This window comes from Streptomyces sp. NPDC044044 (genome assembly GCF_056434405.1).
Genome location: NZ_JBWKFG010000004.1, coordinates 787,183 through 807,467, shown reverse-complemented (window position 1 = coordinate 807,467; position 20,285 = coordinate 787,183). Strand labels below are relative to the sequence as shown.

At 71.2% G+C, this 20,285-nt stretch carries 14 protein-coding genes; 8 read left to right on the top strand and 6 right to left on the bottom strand.

All coding sequences use genetic code 11. The features are described 5' to 3' along the window. Positions 1-21 precede the first annotated feature (21 nt). The 5 genes from AC07AG_RS19285 to AC07AG_RS19265 all read right to left on the bottom strand — a co-directional run bounded on the left by AC07AG_RS19285 (position 22) and on the right by AC07AG_RS19265 (position 9,435). A complete protein-coding gene (locus AC07AG_RS19285) occupies positions 22-2,277 on the bottom strand; it encodes a bifunctional glycosyltransferase/CDP-glycerol:glycerophosphate glycerophosphotransferase (RefSeq protein ID WP_478756237.1) in 2,256 nt (751 codons plus the stop codon). Positions 2,278-2,437: 160 nt separating this feature from the next. After that, entirely contained in the window at positions 2,438-3,319 is an 882-nt protein-coding gene (locus AC07AG_RS19280) for a carbohydrate ABC transporter permease (RefSeq protein WP_478756236.1), read from the bottom strand. After that, entirely contained in the window at positions 3,316-4,596 is a 1,281-nt protein-coding gene (locus AC07AG_RS19275; RefSeq protein WP_478756324.1) for a carbohydrate ABC transporter permease, read from the bottom strand. The genes AC07AG_RS19280 and AC07AG_RS19275 overlap by 4 nt, the downstream gene beginning before the upstream one ends. Positions 4,597-4,669: 73 nt before the next feature. Then, entirely contained in the window at positions 4,670-6,064 is a 1,395-nt protein-coding gene (locus AC07AG_RS19270; protein ID WP_478756235.1) for an ABC transporter substrate-binding protein, read from the bottom strand. A gap of 164 nt (positions 6,065-6,228) precedes the next feature. Next, positions 6,229-9,435 (bottom strand): FHA domain-containing protein, encoded by a 3,207-nt coding sequence (locus AC07AG_RS19265; RefSeq protein WP_478756234.1) that lies wholly within the window; start codon positions 9,433-9,435, stop codon positions 6,229-6,231. A gap of 417 nt (positions 9,436-9,852) precedes the next feature. Between AC07AG_RS19265 and AC07AG_RS19260 the strand changes: the two genes are divergently transcribed. The 4 genes from AC07AG_RS19260 to AC07AG_RS19245 all read left to right on the top strand — a co-directional run bounded on the left by AC07AG_RS19260 (position 9,853) and on the right by AC07AG_RS19245 (position 16,160). Beyond that, on the top strand, positions 9,853-11,490 hold the full coding sequence (locus AC07AG_RS19260) for a serine/threonine-protein kinase (RefSeq protein ID WP_478756233.1): 1,638 nt from the start codon (positions 9,853-9,855) through the stop codon (positions 11,488-11,490). A gap of 142 nt (positions 11,491-11,632) precedes the next feature. Continuing rightward, on the top strand, positions 11,633-12,871 hold the full coding sequence (locus tag AC07AG_RS19255) for a serine/threonine-protein kinase (protein WP_478756232.1): 1,239 nt from the start codon (positions 11,633-11,635) through the stop codon (positions 12,869-12,871). Positions 12,872-14,128: 1,257 nt separating this feature from the next. Beyond that, complete coding sequence (prfB, locus tag AC07AG_RS19250; protein WP_249589604.1) at positions 14,129-15,235, top strand: peptide chain release factor 2; 1,107 nt, start codon at positions 14,129-14,131, stop codon at positions 15,233-15,235. Between the two features lie 271 nt (positions 15,236-15,506). Continuing rightward, entirely contained in the window at positions 15,507-16,160 is a 654-nt protein-coding gene (locus tag AC07AG_RS19245) for a hypothetical protein (protein ID WP_478756231.1), read from the top strand. 126 nt (positions 16,161-16,286) lie between these two features. Here the strand turns inward: AC07AG_RS19245 and AC07AG_RS19240 are convergent, their stop codons facing one another. Next, positions 16,287-16,478 carry a hypothetical protein gene (locus tag AC07AG_RS19240; RefSeq protein ID WP_160505338.1) on the bottom strand — a complete coding sequence of 64 codons (192 nt, stop codon included), beginning with the start codon at positions 16,476-16,478 and terminating at the stop codon, positions 16,287-16,289. A gap of 240 nt (positions 16,479-16,718) precedes the next feature. Between AC07AG_RS19240 and ftsE the strand changes: the two genes are divergently transcribed. The 4 genes from ftsE (at position 16,719) to smpB (ending at position 20,169) form a co-directional block, all read left to right on the top strand. Then, on the top strand, positions 16,719-17,408 hold the full coding sequence (gene ftsE, locus AC07AG_RS19235; RefSeq protein WP_030788113.1) for a cell division ATP-binding protein FtsE: 690 nt from the start codon (positions 16,719-16,721) through the stop codon (positions 17,406-17,408). A 43-nt stretch (positions 17,409-17,451) separates the two neighbouring features. After that, entirely contained in the window at positions 17,452-18,369 is a 918-nt protein-coding gene (ftsX, locus tag AC07AG_RS19230; protein ID WP_249589606.1) for a permease-like cell division protein FtsX, read from the top strand. A gap of 78 nt (positions 18,370-18,447) precedes the next feature. After that, on the top strand, positions 18,448-19,629 hold the full coding sequence (locus AC07AG_RS19225; RefSeq protein WP_478756230.1) for a S41 family peptidase: 1,182 nt from the start codon (positions 18,448-18,450) through the stop codon (positions 19,627-19,629). 18 nt (positions 19,630-19,647) lie between these two features. Beyond that, positions 19,648-20,169 (top strand): SsrA-binding protein SmpB, encoded by a 522-nt coding sequence (gene smpB / locus AC07AG_RS19220; RefSeq protein WP_478756229.1) that lies wholly within the window; start codon positions 19,648-19,650, stop codon positions 20,167-20,169. Positions 20,170-20,285: the final 116 nt, after the last annotated feature.

The window sequence follows — 20,285 nt, the reverse complement described above, 5'->3', positions numbered from 1 at the left end:
GTCAGAAGCACGGTTCGTTCGCTAGAAGCGGGGAGTGGGCCGGGAGGCGTCGGCCCGCGGCAGCGGCTCATCGGCCACCCCCGCGGCCGGCGCCGGGTGCCGGTCCGCCAGTGGCGCCACAGACGGTAGACCCCCTGTCTCACCGAGCACCACATGCCTCACAACTCGTTCAGCGGCCCGCCCGTCGTCGTACACGCAGAAGCGGTCTCGGAACGCGGCGCGCAGCTGCGCCGAGCGTGAGCCGCGCCAGTGGCCGGTGGCGAAGATGTCGGTGAGCTCGTCCTCGCTGCGCGCCACCGCGCCCGGCGGGAACTCGCGCACGTCGAAATAGGTGCCGCGGGCCGCCTCGTACGCCTCCCAGTCGTCGGCGTGCAGGACGACGGGGCGGTCGAGGTTGGCGTAGTCGAACATCAGCGACGAGTAGTCCGTGACCAGGGCGTCCGATGCCAGGCAGAGGGACTCGACGCTCGTGTGGTCCGAGACGTCGATCAGGCGGTCGGTCGAGGACACCAGAGGCGCCCCGTACGAGTGATGGGCGCGGGTCAGGACGACGAAGCGGGGGCCGAGGTTGTGCAGCATCCGCTCCAGGTCCAGGGAGCGCAGCTGCGAGTGGCGGTAGTCGCGGTGGGTGGGCGCGTAGAGGATGGCGATGGCGCCCTTGGGGACGCCGAGGGACTCGCGGAGGCGGGCCACGTCGGCCGAGCTCGCCCGCTGGTAGATGTCGTTGCGCGGGTAGCCGTACTCGAGGGTCGTGAACGAGGCGGGGAACACGCGCTCCCACACCAGGGTCGAGTGCCGGTTCGCCGACAGGACGTAGTCCCATTTGTCGGCGTTGCGCATGAGGACGGCGAAGTCCATGTCCCGCGCGGCGGCCGGGCGGTCCTGGAGGTCGAGGCCCATCAGCTTCAGGGGCGTGCCGTGCTGGGTCTGGATCATGATCTGGCCGCGGCGTTTGACGAGCCTGCGGTCGAAGTTCACGTTGTTCACGAGGTACTTGGAGCGGGCGAGTGCACTCCAGTACGCCGCCGTGCCGGTGCGCAGCCTGCGGGTCGCCGTCGGCAGGGTGTGGTGGTGGGCCGGGTCGGCGACCCACGCGGTGCGGATGTGCGGGGCGTGCTCGCGCAGCGCGGCCTCCAGGGCGCCGGGGTTGCAGCCGTAGCCGCGCCCCCAGTACGAGGAGAAGACCGCGCGGTCGGCGCGCAGCGGCAGGCGCAGCTGGATCCGGTAGTGCAGCTGAAGGACGGCGCCCTTGGCGCGGCGCCGCGCGGTGGCCGCGTACCGCCTGGCCCTCGACCGCACCCGCAGCGCCGTCCACAGGGTGCGATAGGTGCGGTGCGTGCCCAGGCGCACCAGGCCGTGCCGCAGCCGGGTGCGGGCGCGGGTGCCGGGGCGGGCGCCGGGGACGCGGTAGCGGCGGTAGTGGGTGCGGGCCTTGCGCAGGAACTCGGGGCGGCTGCCGCGCGGGAGGCGGTCCCGCTTGGTGAAGACCGTCGAGAGGTGGTCGACCATCCGCCGGAAGAGGAGGGGCCGCCAGGCCGCCGACAGCTCCGGGTGCTCGTCGAGGAACGCGAAGACCCGCTCGTACTGGTCGAAGATCTCGAAGTGCCTGCGGGTCGTGGTGCGCAGGATGCTGCCCCGGCGGCGCTGGAGGTAGTGCACGCAGACCCGGTCGAGGGTGGCGATGGAGCCCGCCTTCATCAGGACCGGGTACGTCCAGGGCGTGTCCTCGTAGAGGCCGGGCGGGAAGGTGAAGTTCTCGCGCTCGATGAAGTCGCGGCGGTAGGCCTTGTTCCAGGCGACCATCAGGAGCCTGAGCAGGCCGGGCCGGTCGCCGAGGCGGAAGGGGACGTTGCCGTCCTCCTTGAGGAGGCTCGCGAACTGGTTGCGCACGGCTTCGCCGGACCAGAACGTGCGCGCGTAGTCATAGATCAGGACGTCCGGCTCGTCCGTCTCCTTGAGGCGGTCGGAGATCGCGTGCAGGGAGTCCGGGGTGAGGGTGTCGTCGCTGTCCAGGAAGACGAGGTAGTCGCCGTCCGCGTGCTCCATGCCGGCGTTGCGGGCCCGGCCGAGGCCGACGTTCTCCTTGAGATGGACGGCTTTCACCCGGGTGTCACGGGCCGCGCATTCGTCGATGAGGGCGCCGCACGCATCCGGTGAGCAGTCGTCGACCACGATCAGTTCGAGGTCCGTGAACGATTGGCTCAGGACGGATTCGAGGCATGCGTGCAGATACGCCTGCACCTTGTACACGGGCACGATGACACTGAACCGGGGCAAGGCACATCCATGGGTCGGCGCGGGCTACTGCCCGGCAACGCCCCGGCGGCCGGTCGAGTTACGCCATATGCGGCATACGGGGGATGGACGCGAGTGAGGCGGCCCAGGTGGCGGGCCGCCTCACTCACCGAACATATGCGCCTGTGCCGTGGACGGCCGGCTACTTGACCGCGCCCGCCATCACGCCGGACACGAACTGCCGCTGGAACGCGAAGAACACGGCCAGCGGGATCACCATCGAGATGAACGCGCCGGGCGCCAGGATCTGCACGTTGTCACCGAAGGACCGCACCTGCTGCTGGAGAGCGACCGTGATCGGCGGGCTCTCGGAGTCGGCGAAGATCAGCGCGATCAGCATGTCGTTCCAGACCCAGAGGAACTGGAAGATGCCGAGCGAGGCGATCGCGGGCGCGCCGAGCGGCATCACGACCCGGAAGAAGAGCCGCAGTTCACCGGCCCCGTCCAGGCGTGCCGCCTCCAGGAGTTCACGGGGGATCTCCGCGAAGAAGTTCCGCAGGAGGAAGATCGCGAACGGCAGGCCGAAGGCCACGTGGAAGACGACCACACCGGCCGTCGTCTCGAAGATCCCGATCGCGCCGAAGATCTTCGACACCGGAAGCAGCGCCACCTGCACGGGCACGACGAGCAGCCCGACGACGCCGATGAACCACCAGTCGCGGCCCGGGAACTCCATCCACGCGAAGGCGTATCCGGCGAGGGACCCGATGATCACGACGAGCAGTGTCGCCGGGACGGTGATCATGATGCTGGACAGGATCGAGTCGGTGATCGTCTCGTCCTTGAGCAGGTTCGTGTAGTTGTCCAGCGTCATCTGCGACGGCGTGGAGAAGACCTTCCACCAGCCGCTCTCCGCCATGTCGGCCGAGCTGCGCAGCGAGCCGAGCAGCAGACCGACCGTCGGCACCAGCCAGAAGAGCGCGACGACGGCGAGGAGGGCGCGTACCAGGCTGCCGCTGAGGACGGAGGCGATCCGCCCGCCGAGCGACTGCTTCGCCTTCACCACTTCGACTTGGGTGGTCATCGCCGAGCCTCCCGCCGAAGTCGCCGCACGTTGAAGAGCATCACCGGGATCACGAGAAGGAAGAGCAGCACGGCGATCGCGCTCGCCACGCCCGAATCCTTGTCGAGGAACGCGGAGTTGTAGAGCTGGAGCGCCAGGACGTTCGCGTCGTCCTTCGAGGAGTTCGGCGCGATGATGAAGATCAGGTCGAAGATCTTCAGTACGTTGATCATGAGCGTGACCGCCACCACCGCGAGTACCGGCGCGAGGATCGGCACCGTGATCCTGCGGAACACCTGCCACTCGTTGGCGCCGTCCACGCGGGCGGCCTCCAGGAGTTCACGCGGCACGCTGGCCAGGCCGGCCGCGATCAGGACCATCGCGAAGCCCACCCAGATCCACAGGTACGAGCCGATGACCGCGGGCGTGATGAGGGAGGGGCCCAGCCAGTCCACGCCGTTGTACGGCTCGCGGAAGTTCGATGCGGGGAAGCGTAGTTGAGCCCCGTCCGCCTCCTTGGGGAGTACGAAGGTGCCGTCGCCCGCGGCCTTGGCCGATGCCACGACCTTGCCGTCCTTGACGGCCTCGACCGTGATCCCGGCATAGCCGAACTCCGCCTTGTCCGGGGCGTTGATCTCGCCCCGGCCCTTGCCGCGGGTGAAGTCCTGCCAGGCCGTGCCGGTGACCTTGCCGGGTTCCGGCTTCGCGGCCGTGGCGGACTCGGCGTCGCCCGGCATGTTGTCCGGCGCGACACCGGTCAGCGGCAGGGCCACCGGAGTGCCCGCGCTCACCGCCTTGCGCGTGATGAAGGCGCCGCCGCCCGCCGACTTCAGCGGCGACTCCGTGCTGGGATGCGCCTGCGGGAAGGCGGACGACTCGGCGAAGGTGTCGTGCACCCCCACGAAGACGGCGTTGGCCACACCCCGTTCGGGGTCCGACTCGTACACGAGCCGGAAGATGATGCCGGCCGCGAGCATCGAGATCGCCATCGGCATGAAGATGACCAGCTTGAACGCCGTGCCCCAGCGGATGCGTTCGGTGAGCACGGCGAAGATCAGGCCGAGACCGGTCGCGACCGTCGGGGCGACCACCACCCAGATCGCGTTGTTCTTGATCGCGGTGAGGATGGTGTCGTCCGTGAACAGGGTCTTGTAGTTGCCGAACGCCGTGAAGTCGCCCGACTTGTCGAAGAAGCTGCGGAAGACGGAGTACCCGATGGGGTAGAGGACGAGCGCGCCGAGCAGCACCAGGGCGGGCGCCAGAAAGAGCACCGCCACGGATTTGCGCGTACCTGTCACGCTCTTGCGCGGTTTCGGATCCGGGGGCAGCGCCACGTTCGGCGTGCCCCCGGCGTTCGCGGACGCCACCGCGTCAGTCCTTGTAGGCCTTGGCGGCGGCCGTCTCCAGCGCCTTCTGCGTGCCCGCCACGTCCTTCGGGTTCTTCAGGAAGTCCTGCAGCGCCTTCCACTCACCCTTGCCCGGCGTGCCGCCGAAGGCCTGCGGGGCCTGGTCGGACATGTCGTAGCGGATGTCGTCGCCCGCCGCGATCAGCGCCTTGGCGATGCCCCGCTGCACGTCGTTCGGGTACGCCGCCAGATCGAGGCTCTTGTTCGGCGAGACGAAGCCGCCCGCCTCCGCCCAGATCTTGGCCGAGTCCGGCGACGCGAGGAAGGTGAGGAGTGCCTGGGCGCCCTTGCTGTCCTTCAGCGCCACCGCGGCGTCACCGCCGACGACCGCGGGGGACTCACTGCCTACCGCCGGGAACGGGAAGACCTTGGCGTCCGTGCCGATCTCGGCCTTCGTCTCCGATATCGGCAGCGAGACCATGTCGCCCTCGAAGACCATGCCCGCCTTGGGCTGGTCGCCGCCGGTGAAGGTCTGCTTCACGGAGGCGGGGAACTCGGTCTGCAGCGCGCCGTCCGCGCCGCCCGCGACGAAGCCCTTCTTGCCGAAGACCTCCCCGAGCGTGGTCAGCGCCTCCTTCACGGAGGGGTCCGTCCACTTGATCTCGTGCTCGGCGAGGTCGTCGTACTTCTCCGGGCCCGCCTGCGAGAGATAGATGTTCTCGAACCAGTCGGTGAGGGTCCAGCCGTCGGCGCCCGCGACCGAGATCGGCGGTACGCCGGAGTCGTACACGGTCTGGGCCGTCTTCGTGAAGTCGTCCCAGGTCTTGGGCGCCTTGGCGCCCGCGTTGTCGAAGACCTGGGTGTTGTACCAGATCAGGGACTTGTTGGCGGCCTTGAAGTACACGCCGTACTGCTTGTCGTCGACGGCCCCGAGGTCCTGCCAGCCCTGCGAGTAGTTCTTGTCGAGCTGCTTCTGCGCCTCCGGTCCGACCGGCTTGGCCCACTTGTTCTCCACGGCCTGCTCGATCGCGCCGACCTGCGGAAGCATCGCGACGTCCGGCGGCTGGCCGCCCGCGACCTTCGACTCCAGGAAGCTGATGATCGGGTCCTGGGCCGGTACGAAGGTGACCTTGGCCCCGGTCCGCTTCTCGAACTCGTCGAGAACCTTGAGGAAGACCTTCCGCTCCGAGCCGCCCCATACGGCGGCGACGGAGACCGTCTGCCCGTCCAGCTTGGGCAGTTGAACGGCGGCGGCGCTCTCCTTGCCGCCGTCCTTGTCCCCGCCGTCCTTGTCGTCGCCGTCGTCACCGCCGCATGCGGTGACGGTGAGCGCGAGCGCGCCCGCGACGAATGCCGCGGCGAATTTGGCTGTGGTACGCCGGTGTTGCGGTGCCTTGCGTGTTCGAAGACTGCTGCGCATCACTGCCCCGTTTCTCTGCCCCGACGTGTCCCGTGCGGCCTGTCTACGCCCGCGTGGGGAGGGGCGGCAAGAGCGCCAACCATGACAACTGGGTGATCGTGATGGCGTTGTGACGTGCCGTCATGAGCTGCGGCGTCATGTCCGGCAACGGCAGGGCACGGGGTTCACAGCAGGGACGGCACCTGATCCGCCGAGACGGACCGCGCGGCCCGCTCCAGCGCACTGGCGAGCAGGGCCAAGTCCGTGGGCCCGTTGCCGAGTTCCCGCACGGGCCGCCGCGCGGGCGGATCCCCCATCCGCTCCCACTCCAGAGGAACAACCGTGGGCCGCACCGTGGACGTACGAGGAATGCGCCCGGTGACCCGCCCCGCCTGGAAGGGGCTCACCCGCCCCTCGGCCGTACGCAGCTCCCCCCGCCCGGGAGCGGGCTCCTCCGGCCCGGGAGCAACGGCGTCCAGCACGACCCGCAGCGCGGCCCGCCGCCCCAGCTCCGTCTCCGGGGTCCGCTCGCTGCGCGCCGTGGTGGCCACCAGATGCACCCCGAGCCGCTCCCCGTCCCGGGCCACAGCTTCGAGCGCCCGCACGACGGACCCCGCGGCAGGCCGCCCCGGTGACCCCAGCGCAGGCGAGAGCAGCGCGTCGAAGTCATCGACGAGCACGACGAGCCGGGGCAACGGCGGCCCAGGCTCCGCTCCCTTGCGGGCGGCAGCGACGGGCCGCAGCCGCATCGTGGAGCTCGGTGGCGGATCAAGATCGCCCCCGCCGCCTCCACCGGTCCCACCGGCCCCGCCACCCCCGCCGGCCGGAGGCGCCTGCGCATGCCACTCCGTGAACCCGAGCCGCCCCAGCAACTCGGCCCGCCGCTTCAGCTCGGCGGTCAGGGACTGGGCGAACTCCCGCATCCGGACAGGGTCGTTGGCGGCGAGATGCGTCGTGACGTGCGGCAGGTCCATGCAGACCGCGAGACCCTCGACGAGCCGGACGTTCCCCCCGTTCGTCCCGCTGCCGCCGCTCCCCGTGGTGTCCCGTCCGTCGATCAGGACCATGCCGAGCCGGTCCGGCCGCTCCGCCGCGGCCAGCGAGGCGGCGATGGAGCGCAACAGCTCCGTACGCCCACTGCCCGAAGGGCCCTCGGCGAGCACATGCGGGCCCTCGGCGGCGAGGTCCACCACCACGGGACCCCGCGGCCCCGCCCCGAGCACCGCCCAGGCCCGCCCGCCCGACGCCTCGGGATCGTCGGCAGCCGCGGCCCACCGCGCCATCAGGGAGGCGGGGGTGGCCCGTGCGAGACCCAACTCGTCCAGGAGTCGTGCCATTTGGGGCAAGGGGGCAGACACGCGCGCGTGGCCGTCGCCGGGCGCCCCGTCCGTACGGAAAGGCGCGAGGGCGCGGGCGAACCGCTCGGCCCAGGCCTGCGACACCGCGTCCACCGCGGCGACGGTGCCGTGCCCCGCGGGGCGCCCGTCCACGGTCCGCAGCAGCCGCAGCGCGGTGGCCACGTCGCCGCTGAGCAGCGCGACGGCGCCGCACGCGCGGAAGGCGGGCGACACGGAGCAGGCCGCTTCGTACGTGGCGGACACCGGCGATGCGGGCGACGCGGCGGGGGTCTCCGCCAGGCAGACGACATGGATCCCGGCGGTGTCCCCTTCGCGCGCGAGGCGCACCACGGCTTCGCGCAGCCCGGCGGAACCGGGGTCGCCGTCCACCACGACGACGGTGCGGGGTCCGGTGTCCGGAGAGATGTCGGCAGAGCCGTCGGCGGCCACGGCCGTTTCCCTGTCCGCCACGTGATCATCGAGGCGCCGCAGCAGCTCTCCCGTGCGCGCGGCCGCCTGCTCGCGGTCGTAGGCGAGGAGGAGGCGGCAGTCCTGGCCGTGCGTGGGCCGCAGGTGGGGGAGCCAGCCGAGCCAGGACCACTCGGCGGCGCGCTCCGGTGTGGGCCGTGCGCGGTCCGTGCTGAGCAGCACGATCTCCAGGGCGTCGGGGGAGTGCAGCGCCGCGAGCTGGGCGACGACGGCACGGGCGAGCCCCGTGAGCCGTTCGCGCGGTCCGGCGAGGCCGAGCGCGCCCGCCTCGCGCAGGCTGACCGTCACGGGGACGGCGGGCAGCAGGCCGCGCTCGTCCGGGGCCGCGCGGTCGACCGTGCCGAGCCGGACCGCGAGCGCCTCGGCGTGGCCCGGGCCCCGCTCCCAGAGCCGGGGGCCGGGACCGAGCGCCGTGAGCAGCAGGGCCGCGGGGTCGGGCCAGGACTCCGGGGTGCGTGCGGCGGCGGCCACCGCGAGGTCCTCGGGGGTGGGGCCCGCCGGCTGCGGGGGCGCGGCCTCGCTCCCCGTGCCGTACACGTCGTCCTCGTGGTCTGCCAGGCCGTGCTCGTCGTCACGGGCGCCCGTGAGCCGCCGGGCCCAGGCCGAGAGGCCGCTTCGCTTGCGCAGGCCGCGCGGCACGGTCGTCCCGCGCGCGGGGGTGCCGGTGCGGGTGCTCTCGGCGTCCGGGGCGCCGCCCTGCTGCGGCACGAGCGGCACGTCGGTGAGGGGCGTCCGGCCGTACGCAGCCGCCTGGCCGCCTTCGCCCGCGGCGCCCCAGCCTGCCGATCCGTACGCATGGTGGGTGCCATCGGAGGGCGTCGTGCGGCCCGCTTCCGGGGGAGCGCTCCTGGGGTCGTTCCGGGCGGCTTCCTGGGCGGTGTCCTGGGGGGCGTCGCCGCTCGCGGTGACCCGCACGCGCACGTGGCCCTCGCCGTCCGGAGCCGTCGGCAGCGCGCCGCCCGTCCCGTCCCCCGCGGTGAGCCGCAGGGCGGACTCGCCGAGCCGCAGCAGGGAGCCGGGCGCCAGTCGCACCGGGCGGTCGGTGATCTCGCGGCCGTCCACCGTCGTGCCGTTCGTGGACCCCAGGTCCGTGACGGTGACCTGGCCGTCCGGGGCGAGCGTCACCGCGCAGTGCAGCCGCGAGACATCCGGGTCGTCCAGCGGGACGTCCGCGTCCGCCGAGCGGCCCACGCGGATCTGGCCGCCGTGCAGGAGGTGCACACCGCCGGCGTCGGGGCCCGCGACCACGTGCAACTGGGCCGCGGCTCCCGCGAGTTCGGGTCCCGGCTCGGCGGGCGAGCCGAGCGAGAGCACCGCGCCGTCGATCAGCGGGGGCTCCCCGAGGGTGCAGCGCTGGGCGTCGAGCCGCTCCGACTCCGCATACAGGACGACGGGTCCGTCGCCGCCCGCGACGGCGGCCGCCAGGCCTGAGGCGACCGTGGCGAGCGCCGTGCCCGCAGGGGCGGTGACCAGCACGTCACAGGCGCCGCGCGGCACGACAGGACGGCCTTGGGGCTCGGCGGTCTGGCCGCTGCGCGGCCCGAGGACGGTCAGCCGGATCTGCATCGCCGTCAGCGGTCCCTTCTGCCCTTGCCGCAGGGCACGGGGACTCGCGCTGTGATTCCCCCCACCGCACACGGCCACGTCGGCCAGTAACAGATAGGCATCTTCGCACCTGCCGCTGACAACACGCCCGGCGGCCACCGGTAAGTGATCTTGATTGGTCGGCTCTGCTCGGAAAAGTGCCTGCTTGGACCGTTGCGATCGCCGGTCTCCGGGGGGTGACGAAGGTCAATTCGCCGTCCATCGGCAACCAACGGCCCCAGCGGGGCGTCTTTCCACCGAACAGCAGTCCGGTCACCCGGCGGCCGGCACGGAATGTGACCGGCCGGTGCCCCGTTCGGCGGCACTACAGTGGGTCGGAACACCTTCCGGCGGGTAGCCGGGTCCGGACAGACCAGCCAGATCAGCAGGGAGCATGACGTGCGGCCGGTAGGCAGCAAGTACCTGCTCGAGGAGCCGCTCGGGCGCGGCGCCACGGGCACCGTCTGGCGAGCCCGCCAGCGTGAGACCGCGGGTGCCGAGGCGGCCGTTCCCGGCCAGCCGGGCGAGACCGTCGCGATCAAGGTCCTCAAGGAGGAGCTCGCCAACGACGCGGACATCGTGATGCGCTTCCTGCGCGAGCGCTCCGTCCTGCTCAGGCTCACGCACCCGAACATCGTGCGGACCCGTGACCTGGTCGTCGAGGGTGAGCTCCTGGCTCTCGTCATGGACCTGGTCGAGGGCCCCGACCTGCACCGCTATCTCCGCGAGAACGGCCCGTTCTCGCCGGTCGGGGCGGCCCTCCTGACCGCCCAGATCGCCGACGCCCTCGCCGCGAGCCACGCGGACGGCGTCGTGCACCGCGACCTGAAGCCCGCGAACGTCCTGCTCAAGCAGGACGCGGACGGCTCGATGCACCCGATGCTCACCGACTTCGGCATCGCGCGCCTCGCCGACTCCCCGGGCCTGACCCGCACCCACGAATTCGTCGGCACGCCCGCGTACGTGGCGCCCGAGTCCGCCGAGGGCCGCCCGCAGACCAGCGCGGTCGACATCTACGGCGCGGGCATCCTCCTGTACGAGCTCGTCACCGGCAGCCCGCCCTTCGGCGGCGGCTCGGCCCTCGAAGTCCTGCACCAGCACCTGAGCGCCGAACCGCGCCGCCCCTCCACGGTCCCGGACCCCCTGTGGACGGTCATAGAGCGCTGCCTCAGCAAGAACCCCGACCACCGCCCCAGCGCCGAGAACCTCGCGCGCGGCCTGCGGGCCGTCGCGGACGGCGTGGGCGTGCACGCGTCCAGCGCGCAGATCGCAGCGGCGGAGGGCGTCGGCGCCCTCCTTATGCCCGACCCGGCGCCCGCCACGGTCCCGGGGACGGCCGGCGCCGCCGACCCCACCCAGGTCCTGCCGAGCAACGCGGGGTCGTACGACCCGAACGCGGCGACGAGCGTCATGCAGAGCACCGGCTCCGGTCCCGGCGCGGCAGACGCGGGCGGGAACCGAGGCGCGGCCGACCCGACGGCCGTCATGCCGCCGGTGCCGCCGAACCAGCCCGGCGCCGACCCGAACGACCCGCACCCCTGGCAGAACCAGATGCGGGCGGCCCGCGACCGCAACGAACAGACGCAGGTCCAGTCGTATCTCGACCCCAACGACGACCCGCTGCGCCGTCGCCGCCCCCAGCGCCAGGTCCAGCAGCCGCAGCCGCAGCAGCGCCCCCAGCAGTACGCGCCGCAGCAGCAGCGTCAGCAGCCCCAGCAGCAGTACGCCCCGCAGCCCCAGCAGCAGCCGCGCCAGTACGCGCCGCCGCAGCAGACGCCGCCCCAGCAGCCGCCCGCAGGACGGCCGCCGCGCGAGCCGAGGCAGCGCGGCTCGAACCCGAACCGGATGAAGATCCCGGGGCTCGGCTGCCTCAAGGGATGCCTCTTCACGCTCGTCATCCTCTTCGTGGCGAGCTGGCTCGTCTGGGAGCTGAGCCCGCTCCAGGATTGGATCGGCACGACGAAGGGCTACTGGGAGCAGCTGACGGACTGGTACGACACCGCCTCCGGCTGGATAGGGAAACTGAGCGGCAATTAGCGGTCCCGCGGTCAGTGATGGGCGAATCCCCTCCCGACTCTGGGGATTTGTCGACACCTGCGGGGTGATTTCTGCTCCTGGAGTGAAGGTTGGCGTCGAGGCCGCGTAGCTTTGTCGCCAACACGCATCCGTAGGAGCAGTCTTGGCACGCAAGATCGGCAGCCGGTACACCGCCCACCAGATCCTTGGTCGGGGCAGCGCCGGCACGGTGTGGCTGGGCGAGGGACCCGAGGGTCCCGTCGCCATCAAGCTGCTGCGCGAGGACCTGGCGTCCGACCAGGAACTCGTCGGCCGCTTCGTCCAGGAGCGCACGGCTCTGCTCAGCCTCGACCACGCGCGCGTGGTGGGCGTCCACGACCTGGTGGTCGACGGCAACGACCTCGCCCTGGTCATGGACCTCGTCCGGGGCACGGACCTGCGCACCCGCCTCGACCGTGAGCGGCGCCTCGCCCCGGAGGCGGCGGTGGCGATCGTGGCGGACGTGGCGGACGGCCTCGCGGCGGCGCACGCGGCGGGGATCGTGCACCGTGACGTGAAGCCGGAGAACGTACTCCTCGACATGCAGGGCCCGCTCGGCCCCGGCGGCTCGCACCCCGCCCTCCTCACGGACTTCGGCGTCGCCAAGCTGATCGACTCCCCGCGCCGCACCCGCGCGACGAAGATCATCGGTACGCCGGACTACCTCGCCCCCGAGATCATCGAGGGCCTGCCACCGCGCGCGGCGGTGGACATCTACGCCCTCGCGACGGTCCTGTACGAACTCCTCGCGGGCTTCACCCCGTTCGGCGGCGGCCACCCCGGGGCGGTCCTGCGCCGCCACGTGACGGAGACCGTCGTCCCCCTCCCCGGCATCCCGGACGAGCTCTGGCAGCTGATGGTCCAGTGCCTGGCGAAGGCCCCGGCGTCGCGCCTGCGGGCCTCGGAGCTCGCGGCACGGCTGCGGGAGCTGCAGTCGCTGGTGGCGGGGATGCCGCCGCTGGACGTGGACGAGCCGGACACGGAGCCGCCGGCGGAGGAGGCGGAGGAGGAGCCCGCGCCGGAGCCGGCGCCGGGTGCTCCGCGCCGTGGCGCCGTCCCTTTGGTCCCCGGCGCGACCACGCCCGACTCGAACCGTGACACCCACACCTCCATGCGTGTCCCGGGCCCCGACGAGCTCGCCGGGGGCGCCCGGGGCACGGCCCGCGCCCCCCGCGCCTCGGGTGCGGCCCGCCCCGGCTCGGCCCGCCACCGCGCATCGGCCCGCCGCCGCAGGATCACGCTCGGTGTGGCGGGGGCGGTCCTGGTGGCCGCGGCAGGCATCGGCACCTGGGCCGCCACGAACGGCGACGACGCGGACGCAACGCCCCAGGACACGAAGAACTCGGCCCCTTCGGCGCCGTGACCCTGCGGGTGGCTGGGGACTGACGCGCCTTGCCCACCACGGGCGCAGCGGACCACCTGTCCCGCCGCTTCGCGCCGGATCCCGCCCGCCCGATTGCCCGATTACCCCGGGTCGAGGGGTGACCCGCCCCTGCGGGGCGGGTTGGTCGTGGCTGCTCGCACCGTGCGCCTAGGAACCCCGTCCCGCCGCTTCGCGCCGGATCCTTCCCACCCGCCCGCCCGATTGCCCCGGGTCAAGGGGCGACCGGCCCCCACTGGGGCGGGTTGGCCGTTGCCGCCCGCGCCGTGCCCCTCGGAACCCTGTCCCGCCGCTTCGCGCCGGATCCCTCCCGCCCACCCGCCCGATTACCCCGGGTCGAGGGGTGACCGGCCCCTGCGGGTGCGGGTTGGTCGTTGCTGTCCGCGCCGTGCGTCTCGGAACCCTGTCCCGCCGCTTCGCGGCGGATTTTCCCCGCCCACCCACCCGATCACCCCGGGTCAACGGGTGGGTGCGGAACAGGGCGGCTGTGGTGGAGCGGCTTCGGCCGGGCGATCGGCGGGTGGCCTGCTCCTACGGTTTCTGGCCGGTGCTGGGTGATCGGGTGGGTGGGCGGGAGAGTTCCGGGGGCAGGGCAGGCTGGGCGGCAGTGGCGCAGGGGCCTCGGCTGGGCGATCGGCGGGCCTGCTCCTACGGTCTTTGGCTGGTGCTGGGTGATCGGGTGGGTGGGTGGGAGAGATCCGGCGCGGAGCGCCGGGACCAGTCGGCAAGGGTCCCAAGCCCGGCCCGCAGAGCCAGGGCGGAACAAGGCGGGGCGGCGCCGACCGGGCGGAGGCGACGAGTCCGTGGGCGTGGCGACCGGGCGGAGGCGACGAGTCCGTGGGCGTGGCGACCGGGCGGAGGCGACGAGTCCGTGGGCGTGGTGACCGGGCGGAGGCGACGAGTCCGTGGGCGTGGCGACCGGGCGTCGTGGTGACTGGGCGGTGGCCGCGATCCGTGGCCGTGGTGACGGGGACGGTGGCCGCGATCCGTGGCTGTGGTGACCGGGCGGAGGCGACGAGTCCGTGGTCGTGGGGACCGGGCGGAGGCGACGAGTCCGTGGGCGTGGTGGCCGGGCGGAGGCGACGAGTCCGTGGGCGTGGCGACCGGGCGGAGGCGACGAGTCCGTGGTCGTGGTGACGGGGGCGGTGGCCGCGATCCGTGGTCGTGGTGGCGCGGCGGTGATCATGGGCCCGTGACCGGGATGGATGACCGCTTGCCCTCAGCCGTTAGGCTGGACCCGTGGCAGTCGTCGATGTATCCGAAGAGCTCAAGTCCCTCTCCTCGACCATGGAGTCGATCGAGGCCGTCCTGGACCTCGACAAGCTGAGGGCAGACATCGCCGTGCTCGAGGAGCAGGCGGCCGCGCCGTCCCTGTGGGACGACCCGGAAGCGGCACAGAAGATCACCAGCAAGCTGAGCCACCTCCAGGCGGAGGTAAGGAAGGCCGAGGCCCTGCGCGGGCGTATCGACGACCTCAGCGTGCTCTTCGAGATGGCCGAGGAGGAGGACGACCCGGACACCCGCGCCGAGGCCGAGACCGAGCTCACGGCCGTCAAGAAGGCGCTGGACGAGATGGAGGTCCGCACCCTCCTCTCCGGTGAGTACGACGCCCGCGAGGCGCTCGTCACCATCCGCGCGGAGGCCGGCGGCGTCGACGCCTCCGACTTCGCCGAGAAGCTGCAGCGCATGTACCTGCGCTGGGCCGAGCGCCACGGCTACAAGACGGAGCTCTACGAGACGTCGTACGCGGAAGAGGCCGGCATCAAGTCGACCACCTTCGCCGTCCAGGTCCCGTACGCCTACGGAACGCTCTCGGTCGAGCAGGGCACCCACCGCCTCGTGCGCATCTCGCCCTTCGACAACCAGGGGCGCCGCCAGACCTCCTTCGCGGGCGTCGAGATCCTCCCGGTCGTCGAGCAGACGGACCACATCGAGATCGACGAGTCCGAGCTGCGCATCGACGTCTACCGTTCGTCGGGCCCCGGCGGCCAGGGCGTGAACACGACCGACTCCGCGGTCCGCTTGACGCACCTGCCCACCGGCATCGTCGTCTCCTGTCAGAACGAGCGCTCGCAGATCCAGAACAAGGCGAGCGCGATGAACGTCCTCCAGGCCAAGCTCCTCGAGCGCCGCCGCCAGGAGGAGCAGGCGAAGATGAACGCCCTCAAGGGTGACGGCGGCAACTCCTGGGGCAACCAGATGCGTTCGTACGTCCTGCACCCCTACCAGATGGTGAAGGACCTGCGCACGGAGTTCGAAGTGGGCAACCCCGAGTCCGTGTTCAACGGCGAGATCGACGGTTTCCTCGAAGCGGGAATTCGCTGGCGCAAGCAGCAGGAGAAGTAAGCGCCGCTTTATCGACAAGGCAACTGCCGCCCATGAGGCGGCAGTTGCCTTTTACGTCACAGTCACATCTCCGTAGGCCGGTCAACTCCTGCTATTTCAGACATCGCGCACGCAACGACCTTGACGTGTCTGGGGAAACTGGAAAGGCTAGCGAGCGGCATGCGTATCTCTGGGGCGCGTGTGATCTGTGGGGGCGGATTCAGCGCTCCTGACGAAACGCAGTCCCGGGCGCTGCCTCACTGACGATTCAGCTACTGGGGGTAGCAGCCAGATGACCAAGAAGACGCGGATCCGCGTGGCACGCATAGCGGCCGGAGCGGTGATCGCCGCCGGTGCTTCGCTGACCGCCGCCGGTGCCGCCTCGGCCCTCGACGTCGGTGTCGACCTCGGTGGTGCGAAGGCCAGCGCCAGCGCCGACGAGAACGGCATCGGTGTCGACGTCGGCATCGGCGCCGACGAGACCGAGGAGCCCACCGAGGAGCCCACGGAGATTCCGACGGAGCCCACCGAGGAGCCGACGGAGCCGACCGAGGAGCCCACGGAGCCCACCGAGGAGCCGACGGAGCCGACCGAGGAGCCCACGGAGCCCACCGAGGACCCGACGGAGCCCACCACGGACCCGACGGACCCGAGCGAGCCCACCGAGGGCCCGAGCGACCCCGGTAACGGCAACGGCACCGGCGGCAACGACAACGACCCCGACGGCGGCTCCAACCCCGTCGAGCAGGGCAAGGGCAAGGACAGCCTGACCGACACCGGCTCCACCCCGGTCGAGCAGGGTGACAAGGCCGACAAGGGCGAGCTCGCCGAGACGGGCGCCGCCGAGACCACGTTCCTGCTGATCGGCGCCGCGACGATGATCGCAGGCGGCATCGGCTTCCGCATTCTGCCGCGCTTCGTCGGCAACCGCGGCGCAGCTGCCTGATCAGCGGTCGCTGACACGAGGGCAGGCGGCGCGGCACGGAGACGTACGCGGCGCATGACATGACAGAAGGGCCCGGAGCAGCCAGCTCCGGGCCCTTCTGGTGTCCTGGCGCGCGCCTCGGGCGCGCTAAGCGGTCTGGTGCGCCAGCAGGGCCACCGCCGCGATCAGCACCACGAGCACCCCTATCAGGGCCGCGGGGCTGAGACCGCCGAACGGTCCCTCCTGCTGCAAGCGCTCACGGCTGGCCCGGCACACGGGGCAGCGGCCCTCACTCACGGGCCCCGCGCAGTTCGCGCACACCAACCTGTCATGGGTCATGCGCTTCTCCTCCCGCACAGTTACAGCCTGCCCAACGCTAGGGGGAACGCAACCGTTCCCCCTACCACTGTGCCAGCTTCCACGAATTTCGGCGCGGCCCGCCCGTCCTCGTCGGTTTCCGACTGTTACGTTCCGTGGTATATCCGCGACAATTCGCGCAACTCAGGACGCTGACTGCGCTCGCGTACCGGCTTCGCGTATGGTCACGCTCACCTACCCCCGGCGACCCGTGGTGCATCCGTGATCCGATTCGACAACGTCTCCAAGGCCTACCCCAAGCAGACCCGGCCCGCCCTCCGGGATGTCTCTCTGGAGATCGAGAAGGGCGAGTTCGTCTTCCTGGTGGGCTCCTCCGGCTCCGGAAAGTCCACCTTCCTGCGTCTTGTCCTCCGCGAGGAGCGCACCAGCCACGGCCAGGTGCACGTCCTCGGCAAGGATCTCGCCCGCCTCTCCAACTTCAAGGTGCCGCACATGCGACGCCAGTTGGGCACCGTCTTCCAGGACTTCCGGCTCCTTCCGAACAAGACCGTCGGCGAGAACGTCGCCTTCGCGCAGGAAGTCATCGGCAAGTCCCGCGGCGAGATCCGCAAGTCCGTGCCCCAGGTCCTCGACCTCGTCGGTCTCGGCGGCAAGGAGGACCGGATGCCCGGCGAGCTCTCCGGTGGTGAGCAGCAGCGTGTGGCGATCGCGCGGGCGTTCGTCAACCGCCCGAAGCTCCTGATCGCCGACGAGCCGACCGGCAACCTCGACCCGCAGACCTCGGTCGGCATCATGAAGCTGCTCGACCGGATCAACCGGACCGGCACGACCGTCGTCATGGCGACCCACGACCAGCAGATCGTGGACCAGATGCGCAAGCGGGTCATCGAGCTGGAGAAGGGCCGTCTCGTCCGCGACCAGTCGCGCGGCGTCTACGGCTACCAGCACTGACGACCCGTACTGATCCACTGCACTGATCCACTGAAAGGGAGCCATGCGCGCCCAGTTCGTCCTGTCGGAGATCGGCGTCGGTCTCCGCCGTAATCTCACGATGACCTTCGCGGTCATCGTCTCCGTGGCCCTCTCGCTCGCCCTGTTCGGCGGCTCGTTGCTCATGCGCGACCAGGTGAGCACGATGAAGGGCTTCTGGTACGACAAGGTCAACGTCTCGATCTTCCTCTGCAACAAGGCCGATGCGGAGCAGGACCCGAAGTGCGCCAAGGGCGCGGTCACGAACGAGCAGAAGGACCAGGTCAAGACGGACCTGGAGAAGATGCCCGTCGTGGACAAGGTCGAGTACGAATCGTCCGACGAGGCGTACAAGCACTACAAGGAGCAGTTCGGCGACTCCCCGCTGTCCAGCTCCCTCACGCCGGACCAGATGCAGGAGTCGTACCGCATCAAGCTGAAGGACCCGGAGAAGTACCAGGTGGTCGCGACCGCCTTCTCCGGGCGTGACGGCGTGCAGTCCGTGCAGGACCAGAAGGGCATTCTGGAGAACCTCTTCGAGCTGCTCAACGGCATGAACTGGGCCGCGCTCGCGGTGATGGCGCTGATGCTCGTCGTCGCGCTGATGCTGATCGTCAACACGGTGCGTGTCTCCGCGTTCAGCCGGAGACGTGAAACCGGGATCATGCGGCTCGTCGGCGCGTCCAGCTTCTACATCCAGATGCCATTCATCATGGAGGCCGCCGTCGCGGGTCTCATCGGCGGCGGTGTCGCCTGCGGAATGCTTCTCGTGGGCCGCTACTTCCTGATCGACCACGGCCTCGCGCTCTCCGAGAAGCTGAGCCTGATCAACTTCATCGGGTGGGACGCGGTCCTGACCAAGCTGCCGCTGGTGCTCGCCATCAGCCTGCTGATGCCCGCGCTGGCGGCGTTCTTCGCGTTGCGCAAGTACCTCAAGGTGTGACAAGACCCGCCTGTGAGGAAGGGCGCTGTACGGTTCAACCGACCGTACGGCGCCCTTCGTTGTCCTAGACTCACCGGCATGTCAGGCCCCGACCGGTTCTGCGACCGGCTCTCCCGGCCCCGCCGTATTCGCCGCGGGGCGACCCTGACATTGGTCTTCGCGAGTGTGCTCGCCACCGGCGCGGCCACCGGCTCCTGGAGCGAGGTGGCCGAAGCGGGCCGGAAGTCGCCCGCTCCCTCCACCCGTTCCGTCGCCGCGTCCGGTGACGCCGCGGACGAAGCCGCCGATGCCGCGGCCGAGGCGATGGCCGACGGCAAGTCCGGCAAGAAGGCCGCGGAGGACGCCGTGAGCCGCAGCGGCGACCGCTGGGGTTCGGTGTACTCCCCCGGGGAGTACCAGGAGTTCGAGCAGGCCCTCGACGGCGCGTACACCGGCGTCGGCCTCTGGGCCAGGCGCGCGGCCGACGGGCGCATCGAGGTGTCCCGGGTCCAGCGCGGCGGCCCCGCGGACCAGGCCGGCATCCGCGAGGGCGATCAGCTCAGGAGCGTCGACGGCAAGCGCGTGGCGGGTCTGCCCGTCACCGAGGTCGTGTCCCTGCTGCGCGGTGCCCGCGCGGGCACCCCGGTCGAGCTCGGCCTGGAGCGGGGCACGCGCGCGTGGAGCGAGACACTGCACCGGGCCCGCCTGTCCACGGACTCCGTCACGGTCACGCAGCTCGCGGGCGGCGCCGTCATGATCAAGGTCGATTCCTTCACCAAGGGCACGGGCGAGCGCGTGCGCTCCGCGGTGCGTGACGCCCCCGAGGGCGCCGGGATCCTGCTCGACCTGCGCGGCAACTCCGGGGGCCTGGTGTCGGAGGCGGTCACGGCCGCCTCGGGGCTCGTGGACGGCGGCCTCGTGGCGACGTACGACGTACGCGGCCGGCAGAAGGCCCTGCACGCCGAGCGCGGCGGCGACACCACCAGACCCGTGGTCGCGCTGGTCGACGGCGGCACGATGAGCGCGGCCGAGCTGCTCACGGGCGCCCTCCAGGACCGTGGCCGCGCGGTCGTGGTGGGCTCGAAGACCTTCGGCAAGGGCTCGGTCCAGATGCCGAGCCGGCTGCCCGACGGCTCGGTGGCCGAGCTGACGGTCGGGCACTACCGCACGCCTTCGGGCCAGGCGGTCGACGGCCGGGGCATCACGCCGGACCTGGAGGTCGAGGACGGCGCCGAGACGCGGGCCGAGACAGTATTGACTGGCCTCGGACCCCCCTCGTAGTGCGAAAATGGCCTGACTATGGCCAAGGAAAAGGTAAAGCGCAAGGCCGCGAAGGCCGCTGAGAAGGCACCCGCCCGCAAGATGGTCGCGCAGAACAAGAAGGCGCGGCACGACTACCACATCATCGACACGTACGAGTGCGGCCTCGTCCTGATGGGCACCGAGGTCAAGTCGCTGCGGATGGGCAGGGCCTCCCTGGTGGACGGCTTCGTGCACATCGACAACGGCGAGGCGTGGCTGCACAACATCCACGTCCCGGAGTACGTGCAGGGCACGTGGACCAACCACTCCGCCACCCGCAAGCGCAAGCTCCTGATGCACCGCGCGGAGATCGACAAGCTGGAGTCCAAGTCGCAGGAGGCGGGTCACACGATCGTGCCCCTGGCCCTGTACTTCAAGGACAGCCGGGTCAAGGTCGAGATCGCGCTGGCCAAGGGCAAGAAGGAGTACGACAAGCGCCAGACGCTCAAGGAGAAGCAGGACCTGCGCGAGACGAACCGCGCGATCGAGGCCGCCAAGCGGCGCCAGCGCAGCGCCTAGCCCGCGGGTCCCCGTGGGCCTTGGCGGGCCGCGCGGGAATTGGCTGGCCCCGGCGTGCGTTGGTCACGTACGATGGGCACTGCCCCGCACAGCCGGGGCGCAGATTGAAAAAACAA